Origin of the sequence: Pseudomonas sp. NPDC090592 (genome assembly GCF_044769185.1) — a bacterium.
Lineage (GTDB): Bacteria > Pseudomonadota > Gammaproteobacteria > Pseudomonadales > Pseudomonadaceae > Aquipseudomonas.
Genome location: NZ_JBIVXJ010000007.1, coordinates 25,456 through 51,805, shown reverse-complemented (window position 1 = coordinate 51,805; position 26,350 = coordinate 25,456). Strand labels below are relative to the sequence as shown.

21 protein-coding genes are annotated in these 26,350 nt (G+C 63.6%); 9 read left to right on the top strand and 12 right to left on the bottom strand.

Translation table 11 applies throughout. From position 1 onward, the window contains the following. The first annotated feature begins 21 nt into the window (after positions 1–21). Together ACIQUI_RS07890 and ppnN are read left to right on the top strand one after the other, a co-directional pair. Positions 22–1,083, top strand: coding sequence for a YeiH family protein (locus tag ACIQUI_RS07890; protein WP_403196805.1), 1,062 nt, complete (start codon positions 22–24; stop codon positions 1,081–1,083). A 211-nt stretch (positions 1,084–1,294) separates the two neighbouring features. Next, the gene (ppnN, locus tag ACIQUI_RS07885; RefSeq protein WP_403196802.1) at positions 1,295–2,668 is read left to right on the top strand and encodes a nucleotide 5'-monophosphate nucleosidase PpnN; all 1,374 of its coding nucleotides are present in this window, start codon (positions 1,295–1,297) and stop codon (positions 2,666–2,668) included. A 45-nt stretch (positions 2,669–2,713) separates the two neighbouring features. Here ppnN and ACIQUI_RS07880 read toward each other — a convergent pair whose 3' ends face one another. Next, complete coding sequence (locus ACIQUI_RS07880; RefSeq protein WP_403196799.1) at positions 2,714–3,859, bottom strand: GGDEF domain-containing protein; 1,146 nt, start codon at positions 3,857–3,859, stop codon at positions 2,714–2,716. Between the two features lie 198 nt (positions 3,860–4,057). Further along, a complete protein-coding gene (locus ACIQUI_RS07875; RefSeq protein WP_403196796.1) occupies positions 4,058–4,981 on the bottom strand; it encodes a LysR substrate-binding domain-containing protein in 924 nt (307 codons plus the stop codon). A 101-nt stretch (positions 4,982–5,082) separates the two neighbouring features. Between ACIQUI_RS07875 and ACIQUI_RS07870 the strand changes: the two genes are divergently transcribed. Then, positions 5,083–6,069, top strand: coding sequence for a DMT family transporter (locus ACIQUI_RS07870; RefSeq protein ID WP_403196793.1), 987 nt, complete (start codon positions 5,083–5,085; stop codon positions 6,067–6,069). Between the two features lie 84 nt (positions 6,070–6,153). On the opposite strand, the gene pssA is transcribed toward ACIQUI_RS07870, so the two are convergent. Then, on the bottom strand, positions 6,154–7,482 hold the full coding sequence (pssA, locus tag ACIQUI_RS07865) for a CDP-diacylglycerol--serine O-phosphatidyltransferase (protein ID WP_403196790.1): 1,329 nt from the start codon (positions 7,480–7,482) through the stop codon (positions 6,154–6,156). 181 nt (positions 7,483–7,663) lie between these two features. Here pssA and ACIQUI_RS07860 point away from each other — a divergent pair, with 181 nt between their 5' ends. Continuing rightward, the gene (locus ACIQUI_RS07860) at positions 7,664–8,671 is read left to right on the top strand and encodes a GlxA family transcriptional regulator (RefSeq protein ID WP_403196787.1); all 1,008 of its coding nucleotides are present in this window, start codon (positions 7,664–7,666) and stop codon (positions 8,669–8,671) included. Between the two features lie 112 nt (positions 8,672–8,783). Here the strand turns inward: ACIQUI_RS07860 and ACIQUI_RS07855 are convergent, their stop codons facing one another. From ACIQUI_RS07855 to katG, 3 genes are all read right to left on the bottom strand, one after another. Then, a complete protein-coding gene (locus ACIQUI_RS07855) occupies positions 8,784–10,118 on the bottom strand; it encodes an MFS transporter (RefSeq protein ID WP_403196784.1) in 1,335 nt (444 codons plus the stop codon). A gap of 162 nt (positions 10,119–10,280) precedes the next feature. Then, complete coding sequence (locus ACIQUI_RS07850; RefSeq protein WP_403196782.1) at positions 10,281–11,492, bottom strand: M24 family metallopeptidase; 1,212 nt, start codon at positions 11,490–11,492, stop codon at positions 10,281–10,283. A 257-nt stretch (positions 11,493–11,749) separates the two neighbouring features. After that, on the bottom strand, positions 11,750–14,005 hold the full coding sequence (gene katG / locus ACIQUI_RS07845; protein WP_403196781.1) for a catalase/peroxidase HPI: 2,256 nt from the start codon (positions 14,003–14,005) through the stop codon (positions 11,750–11,752). A 448-nt stretch (positions 14,006–14,453) separates the two neighbouring features. Between katG and ACIQUI_RS07840 the strand changes: the two genes are divergently transcribed. Continuing rightward, a complete protein-coding gene (locus ACIQUI_RS07840; RefSeq protein ID WP_403196779.1) occupies positions 14,454–15,356 on the top strand; it encodes a LysR substrate-binding domain-containing protein in 903 nt (300 codons plus the stop codon). A gap of 129 nt (positions 15,357–15,485) precedes the next feature. On the opposite strand, the gene ACIQUI_RS07835 is transcribed toward ACIQUI_RS07840, so the two are convergent. Next, positions 15,486–16,364: a DMT family transporter gene (locus tag ACIQUI_RS07835; protein WP_403196777.1), complete on the bottom strand. Its 879-nt coding sequence runs from the start codon at positions 16,362–16,364 to the stop codon at positions 15,486–15,488. A gap of 246 nt (positions 16,365–16,610) precedes the next feature. Between ACIQUI_RS07835 and ACIQUI_RS07830 the strand changes: the two genes are divergently transcribed. Next, positions 16,611–17,435 (top strand): aldo/keto reductase, encoded by an 825-nt coding sequence (locus tag ACIQUI_RS07830; RefSeq protein ID WP_403196774.1) that lies wholly within the window; start codon positions 16,611–16,613, stop codon positions 17,433–17,435. A gap of 162 nt (positions 17,436–17,597) precedes the next feature. On the opposite strand, the gene ACIQUI_RS07825 is transcribed toward ACIQUI_RS07830, so the two are convergent. The 5 genes from ACIQUI_RS07825 to ACIQUI_RS07805 all read right to left on the bottom strand — a co-directional run bounded on the left by ACIQUI_RS07825 (position 17,598) and on the right by ACIQUI_RS07805 (position 22,878). Further along, the gene (locus tag ACIQUI_RS07825) at positions 17,598–19,694 is read right to left on the bottom strand and encodes a putative bifunctional diguanylate cyclase/phosphodiesterase (RefSeq protein WP_403196771.1); all 2,097 of its coding nucleotides are present in this window, start codon (positions 19,692–19,694) and stop codon (positions 17,598–17,600) included. Between the two features lie 161 nt (positions 19,695–19,855). Then, positions 19,856–20,350, bottom strand: a complete 495-nt coding sequence (locus tag ACIQUI_RS07820) for a GNAT family N-acetyltransferase (RefSeq protein ID WP_403196769.1) — start codon at positions 20,348–20,350, stop codon at positions 19,856–19,858. Positions 20,351–20,465: 115 nt separating this feature from the next. Beyond that, the gene (gene catA / locus ACIQUI_RS07815) at positions 20,466–21,401 is read right to left on the bottom strand and encodes a catechol 1,2-dioxygenase (protein ID WP_403196766.1); all 936 of its coding nucleotides are present in this window, start codon (positions 21,399–21,401) and stop codon (positions 20,466–20,468) included. A gap of 43 nt (positions 21,402–21,444) precedes the next feature. Further along, a complete protein-coding gene (catC, locus tag ACIQUI_RS07810) occupies positions 21,445–21,735 on the bottom strand; it encodes a muconolactone Delta-isomerase (protein ID WP_403196763.1) in 291 nt (96 codons plus the stop codon). A 21-nt stretch (positions 21,736–21,756) separates the two neighbouring features. Continuing rightward, positions 21,757–22,878, bottom strand: a complete 1,122-nt coding sequence (locus ACIQUI_RS07805) for a muconate/chloromuconate family cycloisomerase (RefSeq protein WP_391129712.1) — start codon at positions 22,876–22,878, stop codon at positions 21,757–21,759. Positions 22,879–23,013: 135 nt separating this feature from the next. Between ACIQUI_RS07805 and catR the strand changes: the two genes are divergently transcribed. The 3 genes from catR (at position 23,014) to ACIQUI_RS07790 (ending at position 26,205) form a co-directional block, all read left to right on the top strand. Next, on the top strand, positions 23,014–23,886 hold the full coding sequence (gene catR, locus ACIQUI_RS07800; protein WP_403196759.1) for an HTH-type transcriptional regulator CatR: 873 nt from the start codon (positions 23,014–23,016) through the stop codon (positions 23,884–23,886). A gap of 249 nt (positions 23,887–24,135) precedes the next feature. After that, the gene (locus tag ACIQUI_RS07795) at positions 24,136–24,903 is read left to right on the top strand and encodes an SDR family NAD(P)-dependent oxidoreductase (protein WP_403196756.1); all 768 of its coding nucleotides are present in this window, start codon (positions 24,136–24,138) and stop codon (positions 24,901–24,903) included. Positions 24,904–24,933: 30 nt separating this feature from the next. Then, positions 24,934–26,205 carry a D-arabinono-1,4-lactone oxidase gene (locus tag ACIQUI_RS07790; RefSeq protein WP_403196753.1) on the top strand — a complete coding sequence of 424 codons (1,272 nt, stop codon included), beginning with the start codon at positions 24,934–24,936 and terminating at the stop codon, positions 26,203–26,205. Positions 26,206–26,350: the final 145 nt, after the last annotated feature.

Below are 26,350 nucleotides of genomic sequence, written 5' to 3'. Positions count from 1 at the left end.
CACCTTTTCCGGAGGACTCACATGGCCACGGTTCCGTCCAACCCTGCTTTTGCCCCTACCCTTTCCACCAAAGGGCGGCTCAACGGCATCCTGTTCGTTGCCCTGTTCGCCCTGGCAGTCACGCAACTGGCGGCCATGCCGGCCATCGCCAACCTCGGCATCAGCCCGCTGATCGTCGGCATCGTCGCCGGGGCGCTGTATGGCAACGCACTGCGTGACGGCGTACCGGCCAGCTGGGCTGCCGGCATCAACTTCTCGGCCCGCGGCCTGCTGCGCATTGCCGTGGCCTTCTTTGGCCTGCGCGTCAGCCTGCAGGAAATTGCCGAAGTCGGCTGGTCGGGGCTGATCGTGTCGTTACTGGTGGTGTCCAGCACCTTGCTGATCGGCCTGTGGTGCGGCATGAAGCTGTTCAAGCTGGACCGTGACACCGCCCTGCTGACCGCCGCCGGCAGTGCCATCTGCGGCGCCGCTGCGGTGCTGGCCTTCGAATCGGCGCTGCGCAGTGCCCCGCATAAAAGCGCGATGGCAGTCGGCAGCGTGGTGCTGTTCGGCACCTTGTCGATGTTCCTGTACCCGCTGGCCATCAACGCCGGCTGGTTGCACCTGGACACCTTGGGCGCCGGGCTTTTCCTTGGCGGTACAATTCACGAAGTGGCGCAGGTTGTTGGTGCAGCCAGTAACGTAAGCCCCGAAGCCACCCATGTCGCAACCATCGTCAAGATGACCCGGGTAATGCTGCTGGTGCCGGTACTGTTGGTGGTGGGCCTGTGGATCAGCCGCTCGCGCAAAGCCGGCCAGGCACAAGGCAATGGGCGCATTGCGATGCCCTGGTTTGCCTTTGGCTTCCTCGCACTGGTGCTGGTGAACTCGCTGCAGGTGCTGCCTGGCAGTGTGACCCAGGCGGTGAACAGCCTGGACACTTTTGCCCTGACCATGGCCATGACTGCGCTGGGGATGGAGACCCGCTTCAGCCAGATCCGCCAGGCCGGGCCGAAGGCGCTGGCTACCGGGGCGATTCTCAACCTGTGGCTGGTGGGTGGAGGGCTGGCGATTACCCTTGGTGTGCAGAAACTGTTGGGTTGACTTGAGACCGGGTTGGCTGCTTCGCGGGCTTGCCCGCTCCCACAGGTACAGCGCAAACCTTCAGGGCAGCGCGGTCCCTGTGGGAGCGGGCAAGCCCGCGAAGCAGCCAAGCCGGTCTCAAGCTTTTTCACAGCCCCCCCTCGTTGCCGCCCACATTTCTCGGTATGGTGTTGTCAAAGAAGGATGTTTTACCCGCACAGGAAAGACTTAGATGCCTCAACGCCATGTCATCAATGCATCCGTCAGCCCCAAAGGCAGCCTGGAAACGCTGTCACAACGTGAAGTGCAGCAACTGAGTGAAGTCGGTACCGGTAGCCTCTACACCCTGTTCCGCCAGTGCGCCCTGGCTATCCTCAACACCGGCGCCCATGTCGACAATGCCAAGACCATCCTTGAGGCCTACAAGGACTTCGAGGTAAAAATCCACCAGCAGGACCGCGGTGTTCGCCTGGAGCTGTTGAATGCCCCGGCCGACGCCTTCGTCGATGGCGAGATGATCGCCAGCACCCGTGAAATGCTGTTCAGCGCCCTGCGTGACATCGTCTACACCGAGAGCGAACTGGCCAGCCAGCGTATCGACCTGGAAAGCTCCCAGGGCATCACCGACTACGTCTTCCACCTGCTGCGCAATGCCCGCACCCTGCGCCCGGGCGTGGAGCCGAAAATGGTGGTGTGCTGGGGCGGTCACTCGATCAGCACCGAGGAATACCAGTACACCAAAAAGGTCGGCCACGAGCTTGGCCTGCGCAAGCTGGACGTATGCACCGGCTGCGGCCCAGGCGTGATGAAAGGCCCGATGAAGGGCGCCACTATTGCCCATGCCAAGCAGCGCATGCACGGCAGCCGCTACCTGGGCCTGACCGAGCCAGGCATCATCGCTGCCGAAGCCCCCAACCCTATCGTCAACGAACTGGTGATCCTGCCAGACATCGAGAAGCGCCTGGAGGCCTTCGTGCGTGTCGGCCACGGCATCATCATCTTCCCGGGCGGCGCCGGCACAGCCGAGGAGTTCCTGTACCTGCTGGGCATCCTCATGCACCCGGACAACCACGACCTGCCGTTCCCGGTGGTGCTCACCGGCCCGCGCAGCGCCGAGCCTTACCTGCAACAGTTGCATGCCTTCGTCGGCGCCACCCTGGGCGAGGCGGCGCACCGCTTGTACGAAATCATCATCGACGACCCGGCAGAAGTTGCCCGGCACATGGTCGAAGGGCTCAAGGCGGTCAAGCAGTTCCGCCGTGAGCGCAACGACGCCTTCCACTTCAACTGGCTGCTGAAGATCGAGGAGAGCTTCCAGCGCCCGTTCGACCCGACCCACCAGGCCATGGCCGAGCTGGACCTGCGCCGTGATCTGCCACCGCATGAGTTGGCGGCCAACCTGCGCCGGGCGTTCTCCGGCATTGTGGCGGGCAACGTGAAGGACAAGGGCATCCGCCTGATCGAAGAGCACGGGCCGTATCAGATCCACGGTGACAGCGCCGTGCTCGACCCGCTGGGCCGGCTGCTGCAGGCCTTCGTCGACCAGCACCGCATGAAGCTGCCCGGCGGCGCTGCGTATGTGCCGTGCTACCAGGTGGCGACCTGACCCCCTGCCTTCAAGCCATCAGGGCCGCTTCGCGGCCCCGGTAGCTTACTGGCTGATATCGGCCATCGACCGTTCGACAAAGCGGATACTGTCCCGCCCGCTGCGCTTGGACTGGTACAACGCCACATCCCCCTGCTCGATCAACGCCGCCAGGCTCGCGGGTGGCTGGTCGAACAGGTTGGCACCAATGCTCAGGGTGACCGCCTGCGGCGTAGGCACGGTCTTGCTGGCATATTGCTGGAACTGCTCACGCAGCAGCCCGCCCAGCTCCATGACCCGCTCGTTGCTGGCCCCGCACAGCAAGATAACGAATTCATCGCCGCCCAACCGCGCCGCCAGCGAGCGCTCGGGCAGCACCGTGCGAATGATCTCGCTCAAGGCAATCAGCAAGCGGTCACCCGCAACATGCCCGTGCAGGTCGTTGACCAGCTTGAAATTGTCGATGTCGATCAGCAGCAACGCCCCAGGCTGGGCCGGGTTTACTTGCTTGAAGAAATGCCCGGCCCTGACCTCCAGGGCACGCCGGTTGTACAGCGCGGTCAACGGATCACGCGCGGCCAGCCGGGCAATCCGCTCCTCGCGCCGATAGCGCACGGTGCCCGTCATCGACAAGGCAATCAGCATGATCGCCATCGCCCCCTCGACCAGGGAAATCTGAATGATCAGCCCGCCAAAAGTGGCCAGGTCGATCACCGTACCCGGTGTAATGGCGATGATTGCCTTGACCACATAGAACAGGCCATGGATCAGCAGCACATAGCGCAACTGCACGGCGCCAACACTCAGCGACTTGCCGTGGGGCCGCAGCAGGAAGCTGGCCTTCAGCGTCAGCGCAGCCACCAGCAACGAGTTGGCCATCAACATCACCTTCGACCACTGCGGCCCCGCGGGCAACAGCAGCAAGGCGAACCAGACCACCACGATCATCAGCCAGGCACGCGACAAGCGCTCTTGGGTAAAGCGCAGCACGCCCATCAGGAAGAACGCGTGCGCCACCACCAGCAAGCCATTGGCGAACCAGATGCCGATAAACAGAAAACCGATCCCGCGCAACAACGCCAGGATGCAACCAACAGTAATGGTGGCGAAACCTGCGCTCCAGAACAGCAACGAGGACTCGCGGACACTGCGCCATTCAATCGCCAGGTACAGGGCAGCCGCGGCTGCCAGGGCGACCGAAATGGTCAGCATCGTGGGTGGATCTAGCGCCATATACGCTTTGGCCTATCTGGTTAACGAGGAAAAGGCGCAATTGTATGCGCTTGTGATGACTTTTCAGAGGGACCTTGGTCAGGAGCCTGTAAAATATGGCTCACCTTCAAGGCTGCCTCGGGAGAATAGATATCATATTGATATCATCGCTTACTGGGTAGCTGACCTGACGATCAGTCACCCTTCATAGGGCTCACCCGAAGCTGGGGCAGTCAATTGCCGCCCCGACAGGAAGCTCACCAGCTGCCGCCCGTGTGAGCTCAGGCGCTCCCAGTCACGGAAACACAGGCGCAGTTCAAGGGTGGCCCAGCTTTCCGCCAGGGCCACCCGGCGCACCGGCAGCTCCTGCTCGGCACGCACGGCGGCGGTTTCAGGCAGCATGGCCACGCCCGCACGCTGTGCAACCAGTTGCGCGATGGCCTCGAAGCTGGGGGCGCGCACACGCACCTTCAGCGGCATGGCCAGGTTCATCGCCAGCTCCTCGACAAAGCGCTGCATCGGCCGCCCGGCCGGCAGGCAGATGAACGCATAGCCCAGCGCATCCACCAGACGCAGCTGCTCGCGCCCGGCCAGCTGATGGTCCGCAGGCACCAGCATCACCAACCGCTCGGTGCGAAACGGCAGCGATACCACACCCCCGCTGGGCAGAATGCCGTCGTACACACCAATCTCGCACTCGTTGGCCAGTACCACCCGCAGCACGTCCACGCTCTTGTGTTCCATCAGTTGCAGGTCGACTTCCGGGTAGTCCGCCAGAAACGGCCCAAGTATCGCCGGCAACAATGTGCTGTTGGCCACCGTCGAAGCCGCCAGGCGCAACGTGATGCGCTGCTCGCCAGCCATTTGCTGCAAGGTCTCTTGCAGTTTTTGCGCTTCGCCGAGCACATTGCGCGCCCCCTCCAGCACCAGGCGTCCGGAAGGCGTCAGCTGCATGCCATCGGCCTTGCGCAAGAACAACGCCAGGCCCCAGCGCTCTTCGAGCAGTCTCAGGCGATTACTGGCAGCCGATACGGCCACCGGGAAGGTCGCAGCGGCCTTGCTCAGGCTACCTGTAGCGGCAATGGCCAGCAGCAGGCGCAGGTCTGTCAGGTCGAATCGCATACCTTTCTCCAAAACAGAAGACCCTGTTCGCTAAAAAGCGATTCTAGCGCGACAGCCTTCTGTTCAGAATAAGCCATGCCCTTTTCTGCCGCAGGTACTCCATGAATGCACTACGCAGCCTGATCCAACGCCAGTTGCAGAGCGGCGCCTTGTACGCCGTGCTGGCCGCCCTTGGCTTCAGCTTCAAGGCCATTTTCGTCAAGCTCGCCTATGCGGCAGGGCCGGTGGACGCCATCAGCCTTCTGGCCATGCGCATGGGCTTGGCGCTGCCGCTGTTCGCCTGGCTGGTATGGGCTAGCCGCAGCCAAGGCAGCGCCCCCCTCAACCTGGGCGACGGTTTGCGTGTGGCGTTGCTTGGGCTGCTGGGGTATTACCTGGCCAGCCTGTTCGATTTCTATGGCTTGCAGTACATCAGTGCCGGGCTGGAACGGCTGATTCTGTTCACCTACCCGACGCTGGTGCTGGTGTTCCAGGCCATCGCCCTGCGTGAAAGGCCAAGCCTGCGCACCTTGTCGGCCATGGGCCTGTGCTACCTGGGGCTGGGCATCGCCTTTGTCCATGACATCAGTGTCGCCGGGGCAGGCCAGCAGGTGGTGCTGGGCTCGCTGTGGGTGTTTGCCAGTGCGGTAACCTACGCACTTTACTACGCCGGTACCGGGATGATGCTCAAACGCATGGGCTCGATGCGCCTGGCCGGCCTGTGTGGTACTGCTTCCTCGCTGATGGTGCTGGCGCATTACCTGCTGGTGGCGCCGGTCGGGCAGCTGTGGCAATTGCCCGGCGCGGTGTGGGCCAATGCCGGGTTGATGGCGGTATTTTCCACGGTGTTGCCGATCTACTGGGTGGCGCTGGCGATTCAGCGGTTGGGGCCTACCCACACCGCGGCGGTAGGCAACCTGGGGCCGGTGCTGACGGTGCTGGCGTCGTGGGCGATCTTGAGTGAAGAGATTTCGCTCTATCAGATCGTCGGGCTGGCGGTGGTGCTGCTTGCCGTGTCGCAGCTCAAGCCGAAGGGTACACAGCCTGGCGCGGTCCCTGTAGGAGCGGCCTTGTGTCGCGAAAGGGCTGCAAAGCAGCCCCAACAATAGCGGCGGTGACACTGAAATCGAGGGGCCGCTTTGCGGCCCGATCGCGACGCAAGGCCGCTCCTACAAAAAACGCACCAGGCGGCGTCACAGTACCCGCTTGATCAACGGCTCCAGCCGGCTGTAACGCAACCTGCGCAGGAACTTGCGCACTTCCTTGGGGTGTTCGGCCTTGACCCCCAACGCCTCTGCCGAACCGATTTTCGGCGCAAACCGGCGCAGTTCGGTCAGCTCCGCCTCCCGTGGCACCAGCCACTGCCCTTGCGGGTCGTCGATCAGCAGGCCGTTCTCCAGGTCCAGGTTGAAGCCGCGCGGGTTCAGGTTATTGCCGGTCAACAGCGAATAGCGCTGGTCTACCCACACGCCCTTGGCGTGGAAGGTGTGCCCGGGGTCGTTCCAGATGCGCACTTGCAGCTGGCCGCTGGCAATTGCGCCATGGCGGCGCCGGGCGAAGGCCCGCAGGTTGTCTTCGTACAGATAAGGCAACGCGCCACTGGCACTGAACGGCTCGCCAGGCGCTATATAGAAGTCGTTGGCCGTACGGTCACCGACAATCAACTCCACTTGCACACCGCGCTCCAGCGCATGGTCAAGTTCGCGCATCACGACCCGCGGCGGGTTGAAATACGGCGTGCTGATGACGAGCTGGGTGCGCGCCGCCGCCAGCATGGCGCACAGCGCCCGGTTCAACGGGTTGCCACGGCCCACGCCCAACAGCGGAATCACCCGCAACCCCTGCCCCGCCACGCTGGCCGGAGCCTCATAAGCCATGCGCCGCAAGCGTGCACGCAAGCGCCGGATGTCGCCGCGCAGGCTGCGGGTAGTGGGGGGCGCCGGCAAGTCGAGGCGCGGCGTGGCGGTGTGGTGCAGCAGGCGCTGCACCAGGCCCGCCATGGCGTCGGCCAGGGCTGGCGACTGGAACAGGTGGTAGCGGTCCAGGCGATAGCGGTCGAAGCGGTGCAGGTAGACGTTGTTCACGCTGGCGCCGGTGTAGATCACGCAATCGTCGATGATGCTGCCCTTCAGGTGCAGCACGCCAAACAGCTCGCGGGTTTGCACCGGCACCCCGTGAATGGCGATGTCCAGCCCACGCAGCTGGCGCTGGGCCTGGTACCAGGCCGCGTTACCCGGCTGGCGCCCGGCCCCGAGCAAGCCCCGGCGGGCACGGAACCAGTCGACCACGATGGTGATTTCAAGCCCTGGCCGCTCGGCCTTGGCCTGGTACAGGGCATCCAGCACTTCCTGGCCGGCCTCGTCTTCCTGCAGGTACAACGCAACAATGACAATGCGCCGGGTCGCGGCGCGGATGCGTTCGAGCAGGCAGGTGCGGTAGGCCTTGGCATCAGGCAGCACCTGGATCGACTCGGGCGACATGGCGTAGCCTGGCAATGCCGCCAGCATGGATTCGGGGTTCACGAACGATCACCTTCTCTGTGCAATCACTGTCGGCCCTGCCAGCCGGCAGGGCCATTCCTGGCCGCTGCGCCCGGGGTGTACTATCGACCCGGCAACGACCCATAACAACAAGACCCACGCGAGGCCGTATTTTCTCACTGCCCCTGACGAACTATGCCTCAGCTTGCACAGGAACAGCGCAATGGTCCACCCCGCTTCAGCACCCCCATCGCCACCTATTGTAAAGAGTTGTTCCGTAAAGACCTTCGGCTTTCTGATCTTGCCCAATTTCACCACCATCGGCCTGGCCTCGGCGGTGGAGACCCTGCGCATGGCCAACCTGGCCGCGCGCAAGCCCCTGTTTCGCAGCGTACTGATTGCCGCAGGCGATGCACCGGTGGCCGCCAGCAACGGCATGCGCGTACTGCCCGACTACAGCATTGCCAACGCCCCCGCGCTGGATGCGCTACTGGTGGTCGGTGCCAACCCGATTGACCGTGGCCGTGGCAACCGCCCGCTGATCGACTGGTTGCGCCAGCTGGCACGCCAGCACTTGCCATTGGGCGGTATCTGCACAGGCAGCTACCTGTTGGCCAAGGCCGAATTGCTCAAGGGCTACCGTTGCACCATCCATTGGGAAGACCTGCCGACATTGCAGGCGCATTTTCCCGGCATCGTCATCTCCAGCCAGCTGTTTGAACTGGACCGGGACCGCTACACCTGCTCGGGCGGTGTGGCGGCCATGGACATGATGCTGCAACTGATCGCTCGCGAACCGGGTGGCCAGGACATCGCGGCCAAGGCGGCCGAGCTGCTGCTGTGCGACCGGGTGCGTGGCGAGCGCGAGCGCCAGCGGGTGCCGCTGCGCACCCTGCTCGGCAGCGGCCAACCCAAGTTGAGCCAGGTGGTGGCAATCATGGAGGCCAACCTGGAAGAACCGCTGGGGCTGGAAGAGCTGGCCAGCCTCAACGAGGTGACCGTGCGCCAGCTGGAGCGGTTGTTCCACAAGTACCTGCAGCGCACGCCCAGCCAGTATTACCTGGAGCTGCGCCTGTCGCGGGCGCGGGAGCTGCTGCTGCGCAGTGATGTACAGGTGCGTGAGGTGGCGTTGGCGTGCGGGTTCAGTTCGCCGGCACATTTTTCCAAGAGTTACAGCCGGTTCTTTGGGTTGTCGCCACTGGGGGAGCGGCGGCAGGCCTCTTTGCATTGATTCATGATTTGCTCCGGCCTGTACCGGCCTCTTCGCGGGCACGCCCGCTCCCACAGGATCTGCGCTGCCTTGTGGGAGCGGGCGTGCCCGCGAAGAGGCCGGTACAGGCTGATCAATCCTCCAGGGCAGAGTGCGCAGTTTCCCGACACATCAGCATGGCCACCAGCGCCACCAGCGCCGCCGCCAGCAAATACCCCGCCGGTGCCAACTTGCTGCCCGTCATCTGTATCAGCCAGGTGGCAATGAACGGCGCAGTCCCGCCAAACAGTGCGTTGGCCAGGTTGAAGCTCAGGGCAAAGCCGCTGAAGCGCACACGGGTCGGGAAAATTTCCGCCAGCAGGCACGGTAAAGTGCCGTCATTCATCGCCAGTATCGCCCCGAAGCAAATCTGGATAGCCAGGATCACCACCAGCGGCTGCCCATCGAGCAGGCGGAACAACGGCACGGTCAGCCCCAGGAACAACAGCGAAGCCACCACCAGCATGGTCTTGCGGCCAAACTGGTCGGACAACCGCCCCATCAGGAAGATCAAGCCGATGTAGGTGGCCAGCGACACCGTCGAGGCAATGAACGAATCCCGCTCGCTCATGCCCATTTCAGTTGACAGGTAGGTTGGCATATAGCTGAGCAGCAGGTAGAACGCCACGGCGTTCAGGCAGGTAACGCCAATGCCGATGGCCAGGCTGCGGCGGTGCTGGCCCAGCAGCTCGCGCAGCGGCATTGGCGCCATGCCAGCCTTGTGCTCCAGGCGTTGCTCCATCTCCAGGAACTTGGGCGTGTCCTGCAGGCTCATGCGGATATAGCGCCCAACCAGCCCGAACGGCGCCGCCAGCAGGAACGGCAGGCGCCAGCCCCATTCATGCAGGGCTTCGCTGCTGAGCAGTTCGTGCAGCACCGCCACGAACGCCGCACCGAACAGCAACCCGGCCGCCGTGCTGGCCGGCACGATGCTGGTGTACAGGCCACGCCGGCCGGGTGGCGCGTACTCGGCCAGGAACGCCGCAGCACCGGCGTACTCGCCCGAGGCGGAAAAGCCCTGCACCAGGCGGATCAACAGCAACAGGGCCGGCGCCCACAGGCCGATTTGCGCATAACCGGGCAACAGGCCGATGCAGAAGGTGGAGACCGACATGATCAGGATTGACCACGACAGTGCATTGCGCCGGCCATGGCGGTCGCCAAAGTGCCCCCAGACGATGCCGCCCAGCGGGCGTACCAGGAACGACAGGGCAAACACGGCGAAGGTTGCCAACAGGCCGGTGGTTTTGTCGGTTTGCGGGAAGAAGGTGGCGGCGATGATGGTGGCCAGGTAGCCGTAGGCGGCATAGTCGAACCACTCGACGAAGTTGCCCATGAAACTGGCCCGGGCGGCCTTGCGCAGGGCCTGGCGTTCGGCGCTGGGGGCGGCGCCGTCGAGGGTGGGTGCATTCAGGGTGGTGCTGGACATGACGGGTACCCTCTGGTTCTTTTAATTGGAGGCAGGGTCTGGTGGTCATACAGTGATTTTTTTATTGTCCAGGCTGGCCTCTTCGCGGGCAGGCCCGCTCCTTCAGGATGTGTGAGGCCCCTGTGGGAGCGGGCGTGCCCGCGAAGCAGGCGACGCCGATGCTTATTTGCGAATGATGTTGTGCTCCGGCCCATACGGGAATTTGGTGATGTTCTCAGCCCCGTGATCATTGACGATCAGGATGTCATGCTCGCGGTACCCGCCCGCCCCCGGTCGCCCTTCAGGCAGCATGATCATCGGTTCAATCGACACCACCATGCCCGGCTCCAGCACCGTGTCGATGTCTTCGCGCAGCTCCAGCCCCGCTTCACGCCCGTAGTAGTGGCTCAAGGTGCCGAACGAATGGCCATAGCCGAAGGTGCGGTACTGCAGCAGGTCGTGACGCAGGAAGATCTCGTTCAGTTCACGGGCGATGTCGCTGCAGCGCATGCCCGGGCGTACCAGTTTCAACCCGGCCTCGTGCACCTCGACGTTGGCCTGCCACAGGCTCAGGTACTCGTCCGGGCAGTGATCAAGGAACAGTGTGCGCTCCAGCGCGGTGTAGTAGCCGGCGATCATCGGGAAGCAATTGAGGCTGAGGATCTCACCTTTGCCAACGCGACGGCTGGTGACCGGGTTGTGCGCGCCATCGGTGTTGAGCCCGGACTGGAACCAGGTCCAGGTGTCCATCAGCTCTGCATCGGGGAAGCGCCTGGCGATTTCACGCACCATCGCCTGGGTGGCATGCAGCGCCACTTCGTACTCCGGCACCTGATCACGCAGCGCCTCCACCACCGCCGCACCGCCAATGTCGGCCACCTGCGCGCCATGGCGGATCAGCGCCTGCTCCTCGGCCGACTTGATCATGCGCATGCGCATGCACGGGGCGCCGATGTCCACCAGTTCGGCCTTGGGGTAGCAGGCGGCGAGCTTGGCGTGGTTCTGCAGGTTGAGGTGGTCGTGTTCCACGCCAATGCGCGAGGCCAGCGGTAGCGCCTGCTGGATGGCAACGAAGTAGTTGTCGCGTTGCCAGTCGGTGTAGACGATGTTGTCTGTGCCGACCGTGCGCCGCCAGGGTTGGCCACCGTCGATGTTGGCGCTGATCGAGACAACCTTGTCCTGGGTGACCACCAGCGCATAGGGGCGGCCGAACGAGCAGTAGAGGAAATCGCTGTAGTAGTTGACGTTGTGGTACGACGTGAAGATGGCTGCCTCGATGTCCTGATCGGCCATGTAGGCCCGCAGGCGAGCGTGACGGGCCGCGTATTCCTGTGCCGAGAAGGTTGGCTGCACCTTGTCGCCGTTGCGGATGTTCAGGGTCTTGGGCATTTGCATGGTCGGGGTTCCTTGTCGTTGTGAGCACGCTGTTCAGGCTTGCCGCCTGAGAAGCATTGCAACAGAACCGACGAGGACGCTTTTGTATCTATCCGACCTCAAATTGGCGTTATCGCCACTGGCGTCGGGGCTGCTTTGCAGCCCATTCGCGGGCTTGCCCGCTCCCACAGGTTTTCAGCACCCTGAAAGGCAGCGCGGTACCTGTGGGAGCGGGCAAGCCCGCGAATGGGACGCCAAGCGTCCCACCGATAACACTGCTACTTCAGGTCAAAGCGATCCAGCTCCATGACCTTCTGCCAGGCAGCAACAAAGTCCCGCACAAACTTGTCACCGCCATCACTGCTGCCATACACCTCACTCAATGCCCGCAACTGGGCATGCGAACCGAACACCAGGTCAACCCGGCTACCGGTCCACTTCACCTGCCCGGTCTTGCGGTCACGGCCTTCGAAGCTTTCGTTGTCCGCCGACGTCGCCTTCCATTCCACGCCCATGTCCAGCAGGTTGCGGAAGAAGTCATTGCTCAAGGTGCCGACCTTGTCGGTGAACACACCCTGCTTGCTGCCGCCATGGTTGGCGCCCAGCACGCGCAGGCCACCGATCAGCACGGTCAACTCCGGCGCAGTCAGGGTCAGCAACTGGGCCTTGTCCAGCAACAGCTTCTCGGCCTTGACGCTATAGCGGGCCTTGGTGAAGTTGCGGAATCCATCGGCCAACGGCTCCAGCACCGCGAACGACTCAACGTCGGTCTGCGCCTGGGACGCATCGACGCGGCCCGGTCGGAAGCCCACGTTGCCACTGTAGCCGGCATCCCTGGCGGCCTTTTCAACGGCTGCGGTACCAGCCAGCACGATCAGGTCGGCCAGCGAGACCTTCTTGCCGCCGTTGTTGAACTCGGCCTGAATCTTTTCCAGCGCCGCCAGCACCTTGTCTACACCCTGGTTGGCAGCCCAGCCGTTCTGCGGCGCCAGGCGCAAGCGGGCGCCGTTGGCACCACCGCGCTTGTCAGAGCCACGGAAGGTCGAGGCCGATGCCCAGGCGGTGGCAACCAGCTCGCCCACGCTCAGGCCCGCCCCCAGCACCTTGGCCTTGAGGGCCGCGATGTCCTGCTCGCTGAGCGTGGATGGATCGGCTTTGGGCAACGGGTCTTGCCACAGCAGCTCCTCGTTTGGCATTTCCGGGCCCAGGTAACGTGCCAGCGGGCCCATGTCGCGGTGGATCAGCTTGTACCAGGCGCGGGCAAACGCATCCGCCAGCTGGTCGGGGTTCTCCTTGAAGCGGCGGGCGATCGGCTCGTAGATCGGGTCGAAGCGCAGCGCCAGGTCGGAGGTCAACATGGAGGGCGCATGCTTTTTACCCGGGTCGTGCGCATCCGGCACCGTTCCGGCGCCTTTGCCCTCTTTCGGCCGCCATTGGTGCGCGCCTGCCGGGCTCTTGGTCAGCTCCCACTCAAAGTTGAACAGGTTGTTGAGGTACTCGTTGCTCCATTGGGTGGGCGTGGAGGTCCAGATCACTTCCAGGCCGCTGGTGATGGCGTCCCCGCCCTTACCGCTGCCGAACTTGTTGGCCCAGCCCAGGCCTTGCAACTCCAGGCCGGCCGCTTCCGGTTCAGGGCCGACGTTGTCGGCCGGGCCTGCGCCGTGGGTCTTGCCGAAGGCGTGGCCGCCCGCAATCAGGGCCACGGTTTCTTCGTCGTTCATGGCCATGCGGCCGAAGGTTTCGCGAATATCCTTGCCGGATTTCACCGGGTCAGGTTCGCCTTCCGGCCCTTCCGGGTTCACGTAGATCAGGCCCATCTGCACAGCAGCCAGAGGGTTCTCCAGGTTGCGCTCGGCCGACAGGTCGCGGTTCTGTTCCTCCCCATGCTTGGCCGGCTCGGCTACCAGGTCACCCTGGCCTGGCGGCTGGGCCTTGACCTGGTCCTTGCCGTAGCGGGTATCGCCGCCCAGCCAGACCTTTTCCGAGCCCCAGTACACATCTTCGTCCGGCTCCCACACATCGGCGCGCCCGCCCGAAAAGCCGAAGGTCTTGAAGCCCATGGATTCGAGGGCAACGTTACCGGTGAGCACGATCAGGTCGGCCCAGGAAATCTTGTTGCCGTACTTCTGCTTGATCGGCCACAGCAGGCGCCGGGCCTTGTCCAGGCTGACGTTGTCCGGCCAGCTGTTGAGCGGGGCGAAACGCTGCTGGCCAGAGCCCGCGCCGCCCCGGCCATCGCCAATGCGGTAGGTACCGGCGCTGTGCCAGGCCATGCGGATGAACAATGGGCCGTAGTGGCCGAAGTCGGCGGGCCACCAGTCCTGCGAGTCGGTCATCAAGGCGGTCAGGTCTTTCTTCAAGGCCTGGAAGTCCAGGCTCTTGAACGCCTTGGCATAGTCGAAGTCCGGGTCGGGGCTGGACTTGGACGAATGCTGGTGAAGAATTCTCAGGTTGAGCTGGTCAGGCCACCAGTCACGGTTGGTGGTGCCGCCACCTGCGGTTTGATGGAACGGGCATTTCGATTCGTTCGACATCTGCGGGTACCTTTGGGTCGGTTATCCAGATTTCCGGTCTATGCCAGGTGTTCTTTCAGCCGAGCGTGTGCGCTCGTGCTACCCCTCATCAGGTCTACACGGGGCTTGCGAAGCTGTCACGGCAGGTTGGCGCGGTCTTGCACACAGGTGCTGCCACGCCGCCCACTCGCGCAATTCGCGGGGCCAGGGGAAAGACTAGCCGAGCTTGGGCAGAGTTCTAATAGAGTGGCTGTTAGGGGGTGATAGGCTGGCTCTGTCAGCGCTTTCCTGTACTGGCCTCTTCGCGGGCGCGCCCGCTCCCACAGGTTCTGCACAGCCCCTGAAAACTGTGCGGTCCCTGTGGGAGCGGGCGTGCCCGCGAAGAGGCCGGCACATCCATACAAGGCAAGCAGGCCGCCCACATGCTTCAATACACCGCCAAGCCCTCTACCCCCGGAACCTGAGCCCAATGAACCGCAACGACCTGCGCCGCGTCGACATGAACCTGCTGGTGCTGTTCGAAGCCCTGATGATCGAACGCAACCTGACCCGGGTCGGTGAAAAGCTGTTCATCACCCAGTCCACCGTCAGCGCCGCCCTCGCCCGCCTGCGCGAGCTATTCGACGACCCGCTGCTGATCCGCAATGGCCGGGCCATGGAGCCCACCCCCAGGGCCATGCAGATCTTTGCCGAGCTGGGCCCGGCCATGGACGTGATTTCCGCCGCCATCAGCCGCGCCCGCGAATTCGACCCGGCCAGCAGTTGCAACGTGTTCCGCCTGGGCCTGTCGGACGATGCCGAGTTCGGCCTGTTCCCGGCCCTGCTGCAGGCCCTGCAAGAAGAGGCCCCGGACATCAGTGTGGTGGTACGCCGGGCCAACTTCCTGCTGATGCCCGGTTTGCTGGCCAGCGGCGAGATCTCGGTAGGCGTGAGCTACACCACCGACCTGCCGGCCACCGCCAAGCGTCGCAAGCTGCGCAATATTGGCGTGCGGGTGCTGCGCGCCGACGACCGCCCAGGCCCGTTGACCCTCGACGAATACTGCGCCCGCCCGCATGTAATGGTGTCATTCTCCGGCGACATGAGCGGCAACATCGACCTGGACCTGGCACGCATCGGCCGTTGCCGCAAAGTGGTGCTGGCGGTGCCGCAGTTCGGCAGCCTGCGCGCCCTGCTGCGCAACACCGAGATGATCGCCACAGTGCCGGACTATGCCGCCTGCGCCCTGGCCGACGACGGCAGCCTGCGCGCCGACCCGGCGCCATTCGATATCACCGAGGCCGAGCTGTCGATGGTGTGGAGCGGCGCCCAGGACAACGACCCGGCCGAGCGCTGGCTGCGCGAACGCATCCTGCAATTCATGGCTCGGTAGGTGTTCGCCTCAAGAAGTTTGGCGCCTGTGAGATCGAGGGCCGCCCGCGCGGCGCTCGATCTCACAGGCGCCAAAAACCTCAAGGCAATCACCTACCAGCCCCAACACTGTCGCCACTGCAAAAAATCCTCACTTGCGCCGCTGCATCCACGCCGCCCCCAGCCCACTGAGGCAGATCACCGAAATACCCACCAGGCTCAGGGTATCCGGCACCTGGCTGTAGATCACCAACCCGAGCAACCCGGCAAACACGATCTGGCAATAGCTGAAGGGTGCCAGTAGCGCCGGTGCTGCATGGCGGAAGGCCTGGGTCAGCAGCAGGTGCGCCGTCATGCCAAAGCCCCCCAGCGCCAGCATCAACAGCGCATGGTCCCAGCGCGGCACCTCCCAGAAGAACGGCACCAGCGCACTCATCGCCAGCGTGTTGCACAACCCCGCATAGAAGTTGCTGGTGGTCGGGCTGTCATGGGCCGCCAGAATGCGCGTGAGCAGTTGATAGAAGCAGAAGCCCAGTGCCGAACCGAACGGGTACAGAATGGCCGGGGTGAACATCGCCCCGCCCGGGTGCACCACCACCAGCACACCGATAAAGCCCAGCACCACCGCCACCCACTGCCCTACCGTCACCCGCTCCTTGAGCAATGGCGCCGACAGCGCGGTGACCAGCACCGGGGCCAGGAAGTTGACCGCCGTGGCCTCGGCCAGCGGCAGGTATTGCAGGCCGGTGGTAAACAGCAGGCTGGTACTGAGCAGGCTCAGGGCACGTAATGTCTGCAGCAACGGCCGACGGGTACGCAGCACGTTCAAGCCGGACTTGGGCAGGAAGATGCCGGCCATCAACAGCGTATGCACCACGTAACGCGCCCACACCACCATGATGATCGGGTACAGGCCGCCAAGGAATTTGGACAGGGCATCGTGGCTGGCAAACAGGAACGTTGCCACCACGACCAGCGCAATGCCGCGCAAGGGTTGGTTGACGCCGGACAGCGGTGTGCTGGAACTCATGGCTCTCTCGATGACGGCGCGGCTGCAGCCAGCGCCCAGGGAAGGCCGCACAGGCATGGCCCGGCGGGTGCAACAGTTCGGATTCTAGAAGAGATGGCGCAGCATAAGGAAGTTCAATTGCCGCTTGTGCAGGATGAGTGCAATTTCCGTTCGCTGATCGACCACTTTGTGCCTTGCACGCATGGCCCGTGCCGTGCTGATCGTCGACCATCGAGGTGAACCCTGCAAAACCTACAAGGAATTTACATGCAAAGGCTCACCACCCGTAACGGCCTGGCCCTGCCCGCAATCGGCCTGGGCACCTGGCCGATGACTGGCAACGAATGCACCCAGGCCGTGCGCCAGGCGCTGGACGTGGGTTACCGGCACATCGACACCGCTACTGCCTACGACAATGAAGCAGCCGTCGGCCAGGCCCTGCGCGACAGCGACGTGCCGCGCGAACAGATTCACCTGACCACTAAAGTGTGGTGGGACCGCCTGGAGCCCAAAGCCATGCGCCAGTCGCTGGAAGACAGCCTGCGCGCCCTGGGCACCGAACAGGTCGACCTGTTTCACATCCACTGGCCTGGCCAGGACTGGGACCTGGCCCGCAGCATCGAAACCCTGGTAGCGCTGCGTGACGAAGGCAAGACGCGCCACATCGGCGTGGCCAACTTCCCGCTGGGGTTGCTGCGCCAGGTGGTGGAAACCCTGGGCGCGCCATTGTCAGCCATTCAGGTGGAGTACCACGTGCTGCTCGGCCAGCAGCCGCTGCTGGACTACGCCCGTCAGCGTGACCTGTTGCTCACAGCCTACACCCCGCTGGCCCGTGGACAGGCGGCCGCGCAGCCGGTGATCCAGGCGATTGCCCGCAAACATGCTGTGCTGCCGAGCCAGGTGGCATTGAAGTGGTTGCTGGAACAGGACGGTGTAGCAGCCATTCCCAAGGCCAGCAGCCGCGAGAACCAGCTGGCCAACCTGGCCGCGCTGCAAGTGCAGCTGGATGATGAAGACCGCGCGGCAATTGCCGGCTTGCCAAAGGACCAGCGGGTGGTGAGCCCGGCGTTTGCGCCGGACTGGAATAGCTGATTCGTAAGCGCGACACGGACCTTGTGGGAGCGGGCGTGCCCGCGAAGAAGCCAACTCGGTGACTGGCACCGGCTGCGCCGGTGTTCGCGGGCATGCCCGCTCCCACAGAGATGGCGCAGGCTTCTAGATCTTGCACAAGACAGTTGCGCCCACCAAGGGGCTCTAGCGTAGCGTAATCACCTGCTTCAAGCGCTCGCTCGCCGGCGCCGGCCGCCCATACAGGTAACCCTGGAAGTGCGAACACCCCTCCGCCGCCAACCGGCGCATCTGCTCTTCCGATTCCACCCCTTCGGCCGTGGTCTTGATCATCAGGCTGTTGGACAGGTCGGTAATGGCGCGGATGATCGACATTGCCTCGCGGCTGTCGCACATGTCATGCACAAACGACTTGTCGATCTTGATCCGGTCGAACGGGAACGAGCGCAGGTAACCCAGCGATGAATACCCCGTGCCGAAATCGTCCAGCGAGATGGACACACCCAGGTCCTTCAGCGCACGCAAGGTGCGCACGTTTTCTTCGCTGTTGCCCAGCAGCACCGATTCGGTGATTTCCAGCTCCAGCCGCTGCGCCGGCAGGCCCGAGTCGGCTAGCGCCAGGGCCACGGTATGCACCAGGTTGGCATTCTTGAACTGCACCGCCGACAGGTTGACCGATACCGTCTGGTCGCTGCCCCAGCTGGCTGCCTCCTGGCAGGCCAGGTTCAGCGCCCGGATACCCAGTTCGTGGATAAGCCCGGTTTCTTCGGCAATGGGGATGAAGTCCATGGGCATGACCATGCCACGGGTCGGGTGCTCCCAGCGCAGCAGCGCTTCGTAACCGGTCACGCTGCTGGTTTGCTGGTCGACCACTGGCTGGTAATGCAACTGCAGCTGGCCCAGGTGCAGCGCGGTACGCAAGTCGGTCTCCACCAGGCGGCGCTGGCGGGCGGCGACATCCAGCTCGACGTCGAAGCACTCGAAGCGGTTGCGGCCATTACGCTTGGCCTCGTACAGCGCCATGTCGGCATAACCGAGCAACTGCTCGGCCTGGTCGTTGTCATCCGGGGCGATGGCAATGCCGATGCTCACCCCTACCGTGAACTGATGGCCTTCGATCTGGAATGGCGGGCAAATGGCATTGATCAGCCGCTGTGCGGTGTTGCACGCCGCATCCCGCCCATCCAGCCCCGTCAGCACCACGGCAAACTCGTCACCGCCCAGGCGGGCCAGGGTGTCGTGCTCACGCAGCTCGCGACGCAGGCGTTTGCCCAACTCGCGCAGCAGCTTGTCGCCAAAGGCATGGCCCAGTGAGTCGTTGATGTTCTTGAAGTTGTCCAGGTCCAGGCAAAGGGCGGCGGTCAACTTGGCGTTTTCGTCGCCACGCACAAGCGCCTGACGCAGCCGTTCGTTGAACAGCGTTCGGTTGGGCAGCCCGGTGAGCGCGTCATGGTGAGCCATGTGGTGGATCTGCGCATGGGCGGCCAGCTCTTCGGTGGCATCTTCAGCCACGAACAGCACATAGTCGGCCTGGCCCTCACGGTTCTGGCTAAGCAGGGTACGGCTGCGCAGGGTGCGCGGACCGCGGGCGGTGTCAACGCAGGTTTCCGCGGCATGGCCCTTGCTGCTGCGGGCACCACGCGCCAATTGCTGCTCCAGGTAGTCTGCCGCCGCCGGGCTTAGGCAATCGCCCGGCAACTGACCGATCATGCTGCGCCCCGGCCCGCCGAACAGGCGCTCGGCCTGCTGGTTGGCCAACAGGATGCGCTGGCTTTCCAGGTCCTGGACGATGACGCTGGCGGGGATGTTGGCAATGACCGAATCAAGGAACTGCGACAGGTTGGCCATTTCCTGGCTGTACTGCTCGGCCAGCTCCTTGGCCTGCAGCAGTTCCTCCTCCTGCCGATGGCGCTCGGAAATGTCGCGGGTGACCTTGGCGAACCCCACCAGCTGGCCAGCATCGTCGTACACCGCATCGATCACCACATGGGCGTGGAAGGCCGAGCCATCCTTGCGCAAGCGTGAGCCGACCTCTTCGAAGCGCCCGGTGCTGCGCGCCTGCTCCAGGTTGAATGTGGGCAGGCCAGCAGCACGCTCGGCCTCGGAATAGAACAACGAGTAATGCTGGCCGACGATTTCCTCGGCATGATAGCCCTTGGCACGCTGGGCGCCAGGGTTCCAGTTGGCGACGATACCTTCGGGAGTGAGCATGTAAATGGCATAGTCCACCACACTCTGAATCAACAGCCGGTACATGATGTCGGGGCTTGCGACTAGCGACATGAACTTTACCTGAACCTTCGAAGGGCGTGAAAAGGGCTCCGGCATGACGGGGCCGGGTAATGAACTGGATTAGTGGCATTATGCCTTCGATGAATTTTTTGTGAAGTGCTTCACAAAAATGCCGTCATGCCCTCAAGGAACGAGCCCAAGCCGGCCTGCCCTCAATGACGAGCACCTGTCACCAGGAAGTTGAGCAAATCGGGCTCATCAGGCAGGGCAATGGCCTGCGCCGGGCGCGGCAGGTTCGCCAGCACGGCGCTGCAGAACGCCACAGCGGGCGGGTCTTGTGAATAGCAACGCAGCAGCCAGTCGCCCTCGCCGCCCAGCAACTGCAACGCTACCGCCTGGCCAATACCCTGGCGGCGATACTTTTTAAGAATGAACAGGTCGGCCAGTTCCAGCGCGTCGATGCCCGGCAGCTCACTGCGCTCGACCAGCACAAAACCAGCGATGAAGCCATCCGCCAGCACCAGGTAGGCGCCCCAGCCGTCATCCTGCCAGTAACGTTGCAGGTGCTCGTCGTGGACATAGAAGCGGCCGTCCACTTCGACGTCTTCCTGCTCCCAGTCGGAGGATTCATAGGAATAGAACTGGTAAAGGTTGCGAATCAGCGGGGCTTGGTCGGCGGTAGTCGGTAACAGTGCGATCGGGAGCATGGTGCGGGCTCGGGGAAAAGGCCGATTCTAGATGACAAGCGGCTGACAGCAAAAAGCCCAGGCCCTCCCCGCACGGAAAGGCCCAGGCCAAAACACGGTGAATTCCGGCGCGAACTCAGCCTGCCTGCAACGCCCGCGGCCGATGGCTACGCGCTTCGGCTTGCGGCGCTGCAGCCGCCTGCAGGTGGAAGTCGAACGCCAACTCGGCAAAACGCTCGCCTTGTACGCCACGGTCACGCGCCGCAGCAGCATCCTCGACAAAGCGCAACTCGCCAATCAGCCCGTCACGGGTGGCATAGGCAAAATCGTCCCACAGGTATTTGTCACCCTCGAAGTTGATCTGCGTGGTCAGGTGGCGGTGCCCGGGTGCCGAGATGAAGAAGTGCACGTGCGCCGGGCGCTGGCCATGGCGGCCGAGCAGGTCCAGGCACTCCTGGGTGGGGCCCTGTGGGTCGCAGCCATACCCCGATGGCACGATGGAGCGCGCACGGTAGCGGCCCTCGGCATCGGTGATGATGCGGCGGCGCAAGTTGTATTCCGACTGGGTCGAGTCGAAGTACGAGTAAGTACCCTGGGTGTTGGCGTGCCAGAGGTCAACGGTGGCACCGGCCAGCGGCTTGCCTTCGCCATCGAATACCTGGCCCTGGAGGAACATCACCACGCCTGGGTCGGTGCCGTCGTCCATGCGCGCTTCACCTTGCGCCAACGGAGCTCCGGCAACGTACAGCGGACCTTCGATAGTACGCGGGGTACCGCCAGCCAGGCCGGCTTCGGCGTCCTTGGCGTCTTGCAGCAGGTCGAGGAAGTGCTCGATACCCAGGCCTGCGGCCAACAGGCCAGCCTCGTTACGGCCGCCCAGGCGGTTGAGGTAATCAATGGCGTGCCAGAATTCGTCTTCGCTGATTTCCAGGTCTTCTACCAGGCGCGCAGTGTCCTGCAGTACCCGCAGGATGATCTGCTTGAAGCGCGGGTTGCCTTCGGCATGGTCCAGGCCAGCCACCTTCTTGAAGAACGCTTGAACATCGGCAGTGTGGGAAATTTTCACGGTCATCTTGCTTACCTCGTATTGTTCTTGTCGGGTAGTCACGTGCGAATCAGCGGTCGTCGCTGTGGATCGACGAAGGGTGCCGGCACAGGCCGTTCACCTCGATATCCATGTACGGGAACAGCGGCAGCTGCATCAGGGTATCGTGCAAGGCCTCGACGCTGGGCACATCGAACACGCTGTAGTTGGCGTAGTGGCCGGCGATGCGCCACAGGTGGCGCCAGGTGCCCTCGCGCTGCAGGCGCTGAGCCAGTTCCTTTTCATCGGCCTTGAGCCTGGCAGCCTTGGTCGGGTCCATGTCGACCGGCAGTTTCACGGTCATCTTCACGTGGAACAGCATGATTATCTCCTTGCTTGCGGATCAGCGACGGGCGAAGCGCGCCAGGCGCTGTTCGTCCAGGGTCAGGCCCAGGCCTGGGGTACGGGGAATGTGCAACTGGAAGTCGTGGTACTGCGGCGGCTCGTTGACGATTTCTTCGGTCAACAGCAGCGGGCCGAACAGCTCGGTGCCCCAGGTGAGTTGGCGCAGGGTAAGGAAGGCATGGGCCGAGGCCAGCGTGCCAATCGAGCCTTCAAGCATGGTGCCACCGTACAGGGCGATGCCGGCGGCTTCGGCGATTTGTGCGGTGCGCAGCACGGCGCGCGGGCCGCCGTTCTTGGCAATTTTAAGGGCAAAGATGCTGGCCGCACCGTCGGCGGCCAGGCTGAAGGCGTCCTCGACGCTTTCGATCGACTCGTCGGCCATGATCGGTGCCGGGCTGCGCTGGTTCAGGCGCACCTGGCCACCCCGGTTGATGCGCGAAATCGGTTGTTCGATCAGGTCGATGCCGTTGTCGCCCAGTACCTGGCAGGCGCGAATGGCCTGGGATTCGTCCCAGTACTGGTTGACGTCGACGCGCACGCTGGCGCTGTCGCCCAGCTCGCGCTTGATTGCCACCACGTGCTTGAGGTCCTGCTCCACTGGGTTGGCGCCGATCTTCAGCTTGAACACCCGGTGACGACGAATCTCCAGCATGTGTTGGGCTTCGGCGATGTCACGGGCAGTGTCGCCACTGGCCAGGGTCCAGGCCACTTCCAGGCTGTCGCGCACACGGCCGCCCAGCAGTTCGCTGACCGGCAGGCCCAGGCGCTTGCCCTGGGCGTCGAGCAAGGCGCTTTCGATACCTGACTTGGCAAAGGTGTTGCCCTTGGCCAGCTTGTCCAGCTTGAGCATGGCAGCGTTGATGTTGTCCGCCGCCAGGCCGATCAGCGCAGGCGCCAGGTGCGCGTCGATATTGGCCTTGATGCCCTCGGGGCTTTCATAGCCATAGGCCAGGCCACCGATGGTGGTGGCCTCGCCGATGCCTTCCACACCATCGCTGCAGCGCACGCGCAATACCACCAGGGTCTGCTGCTGCATGGTGTGCATCGCCAGCTTGTGCGGGCGGATGGTCGGCAGGTCGACGATAATTGCTTCTATGCGTTCAATCAGCGCGCTTGTCATTGTTGCCAGGTCCCGTCAGGTCGGGCTGCCAGTTGCAGGCCCAAATGGTGCATTTACTTGATTGTTCGAAGATTGCGCGAGACTCTGATAAGCGTCCAATATCAAATGAATCTCCCACCATACCCTGGAGGTCTTGTGGAGCTGCGCCACCTGCGTTACTTCAAGGTCCTGGCCGAAACCCTGAATTTCACCCGCGCCGCCGAACTGCTGCACATTGCCCAGCCACCGCTGAGCCGGCAGATCAGCCAGCTGGAGGACCAGCTCGGCACCCTGCTGGTGCTGCGCGAACGCCCGCTGCGGCTGACCGAGGCCGGGCGGTTCTTTTACGAGCAGACCTGCACCGTGCTGCAGCAGCTGCAAAACATCAGCGACAATACCCGCCGCATCGGCCAGGGCCAGCGCCAGTGGCTGGGCATCGGCTTTGCCCCCTCGACCTTGTACAACGTGCTGCCAGAGCTGATCCGCGAACTGCGCCAGGACAGCGAACTGGAGCTTGGCTTGAGCGAGATGACCACGCTGCAACAGGTGGAAGCGTTGAAGAGCGGGCGCATTGACATCGCTTTCGGGCGCATTCGCATCGACGACTCAGCCATTCACCAGCAGGTGCTGCGCGAAGACCCGCTGGTGGCCGTGCTGCCCAAGGGCCACCCGCTGGCGGGCAGCCCGCTCAGCCTTGCCCAGCTGGCAGGCGAGGCATTCATTCTGTACCCGGCCAACCCCCGGCCCAGTTATGCCGACCACGTGCTGGCGTTGTTCGCCCAGCACGGCATGAGCATCCAGGTCAGCCAGTGGGCCAACGAGCTGCAGACGGCCATTGGCCTGGTGGCGGTTGGCGTGGGGGTTACCCTGGTACCGGCGTCGGTGCAGCAGCAGCACCGTACTGATATCGAGTATGTCGGCTTGCTGGATAGCGGCGCGGTCAGCCCGATCATCCTCAGCCGCCGCAAGGGTGACATGAGCCCGGTCGTGCAGCGCTGCCTGACGTTGATCGAACAGCAGGCACTGTAGGTAAGCCACGCACCCTGTGGGAGCGGGCGGGCCCGCGAACACGGGCGAAGCCCGTGCCAGCCACCGAGTTGCCTGCTTCGCGGGCGTGCCCGCTCCCACAAGGGCCCAGTACGCCTGCTCCACAGCTATCCCTGCCCTGTATACCCATCGGTATATGGATGTTCCCGTTGATCTGTTTCATGCTCCGCCACGCGAATCGCGAAACGCCCGGGCTGCAAACAATCCAATAAAAGACATCGGGAGTCGAACATGGCGGGACGTCTCAACGGCAAGGTAGCGCTGATTACTGGCGGCGCGGGTGGCTGCGGGCTGGCCGCGTCGCAGCTGTTCGCAGCAGAAGGGGCACGGGTCGGCATTGTCGACCTGCCTGGCAGCAAGGGTGCCGAGGTGGCCCGGGAACTGCGCGATAAAGGCCACGAGGTTGTTTTTGCCGCGGCCGATGTGTCAGATGCACAGCAAGTAAAGGCCGCGGTGGCGGCCGTAGAGCAAGCCTTCGGGCACATTACCGTGCTGATGAACCACGCCGGCATCCTGGCAGCCCTGCCCTTCCTGGACACCAGCGAAGAAGAGTGGGACCGGGTCATGGCGGTGAACGTGAAGAGCATGTTCCTGGTCACCCGCGCCGTACTGCCCGGCATGTTGGCAGCCGGTGGCGGCAGCATCGTCTGCACCTCGTCCATCTCGGCCGTGGTGGGTACACCGATGGAGGTGCTGTACTGCACCAGCAAGGGCGCTACGCACATGTTCGCCCGGGCCATTGCGGTGGAGTTTCGCGACCGGGGCATCCGCGCCAACGCCATTTGCCCGGGTTTTATCGCCACCGCCCACGGCCTGCGCGAGATCGACATGCTGCGCAGGCATGGCGTGGACGTGAGTGAAGCAGCCATCGCTGCTGCCCAAGGGCGCTTGTGCGAGCCCTCGGAAGTTGCCAGCGTAGCCTTGTTCCTGGCCAGTGACGACGCCAGCTTCGTCAACGGCGCACACCTGTTTGCCGACAACGGCTACACGGCCATCTGACAAAAAGAACAACAAGCAGGAGAGATCTACGTGACCACCTCTTCCAACAACATGCACATCAACGAATTCGGCCTGGAACACGCGCACTGGCGCAACTGGGCCGGCAACCAGTCCTGCATTCGTGCAGCTCGCGGGGCACCGGCCAGCGAAGACGAACTGTGCTCGATGGTAAACCAGGCCAGCAGCAATGGCATGAACGTGCGCGTGGCCGGTTCCGGGCATTCCTTTACCCCGGTGGCGCTGACCAACGGCCTGCACCTGACCCTGGCCAACATGAGTGGCGTGCGCCATATCGACCATGAGAAAAAACGCGTCACCGCCGCCGCCGGCACCACCATCAACGCCTTCGGCAAGGTCTTGCGTGCGGCCGGCTTGTCGATGGTCAACCAGGGCGACATCGACAGCCAGTCGATTGCCGGTGCCCTGACCACCGGAACCCACGGCACCGGCCTGACCTTGGGCAACCTGGCTTCGTCGATCGTGGGCATGAAGCTGGTGCAGCCCAATGGCGAAATCCTGGTGGTGGACGAAAGCACCCCCGACCTGTTGCAGGCCAGCCGAGTGTCGCTGGGTGTACTGGGCATCGTTTCCGAACTGACCTTGCAGGTGACGGACAGCTTCAACCTGCACGAGCGGATCTGGCGGGAAGACTTCGAAAGCGTGATGGAAAAGCACGACGAACTGGCGCGCAAGCACCGCCACTTCAGCTTCTTCTGGTGCCCCTACGAGCAGAGCCGGCATTGCTATTGCCTGCCCGATACCGCCGCCACCTCCACCAGCGGGCGCACCACCGACGTGTGCGAAGTAAAGGTCATGGACATCACCGACCGCCCGGCCTGGGAAAGCGAATTCGAGAAGGTGGCGTACAGCTCGGATGTGTACCCGATCGAGTACCTGCCCAACTTCCACGAACTGGAATACGCAGTGCCGGTGCGCCACAGCAAGGAAGCGCTGCGCGCAGTACGCAAGCTGATGCTGGAAGACTTCCCCGAGGCGATCTACCCCATCGAATACCGCTTCACTGCCGGTGACGGGGCTTGGATGAGCCCGTTCTTCGAGCAGGACAGCGTGACCATTTCGGTGTCTGGCCAACCGGGGACCGATTACTGGGACTACCTGCGGGCGGTGGATCAGATTTTGCGTTCGTATGGCGCCAGGCCGCACTGGGGCAAGCTGCACTTCCTGACCGGGGAGGATGTGAGTGCCATCTACCCGCGGGCCGAGGACTTCCGCAAGCTGCGCCGGCAGCTGGATCCGCAGGGGATCTACCTCAGTGAGCACCTGAGCCCGTTGTTCAAATAGCCTGCAGCCCTCACATCCTTGGGGCTGCTGTGCAGCCCAATCGCTGGCAAGCCAGCTCCCACAGGAACAGCGCAAGGCTTGAGGTCAGCGCGGTCGGTGTGGGAGCTGGCTTGCCGGCGATTGGGCCGCACAGCGGCCCCTGCTT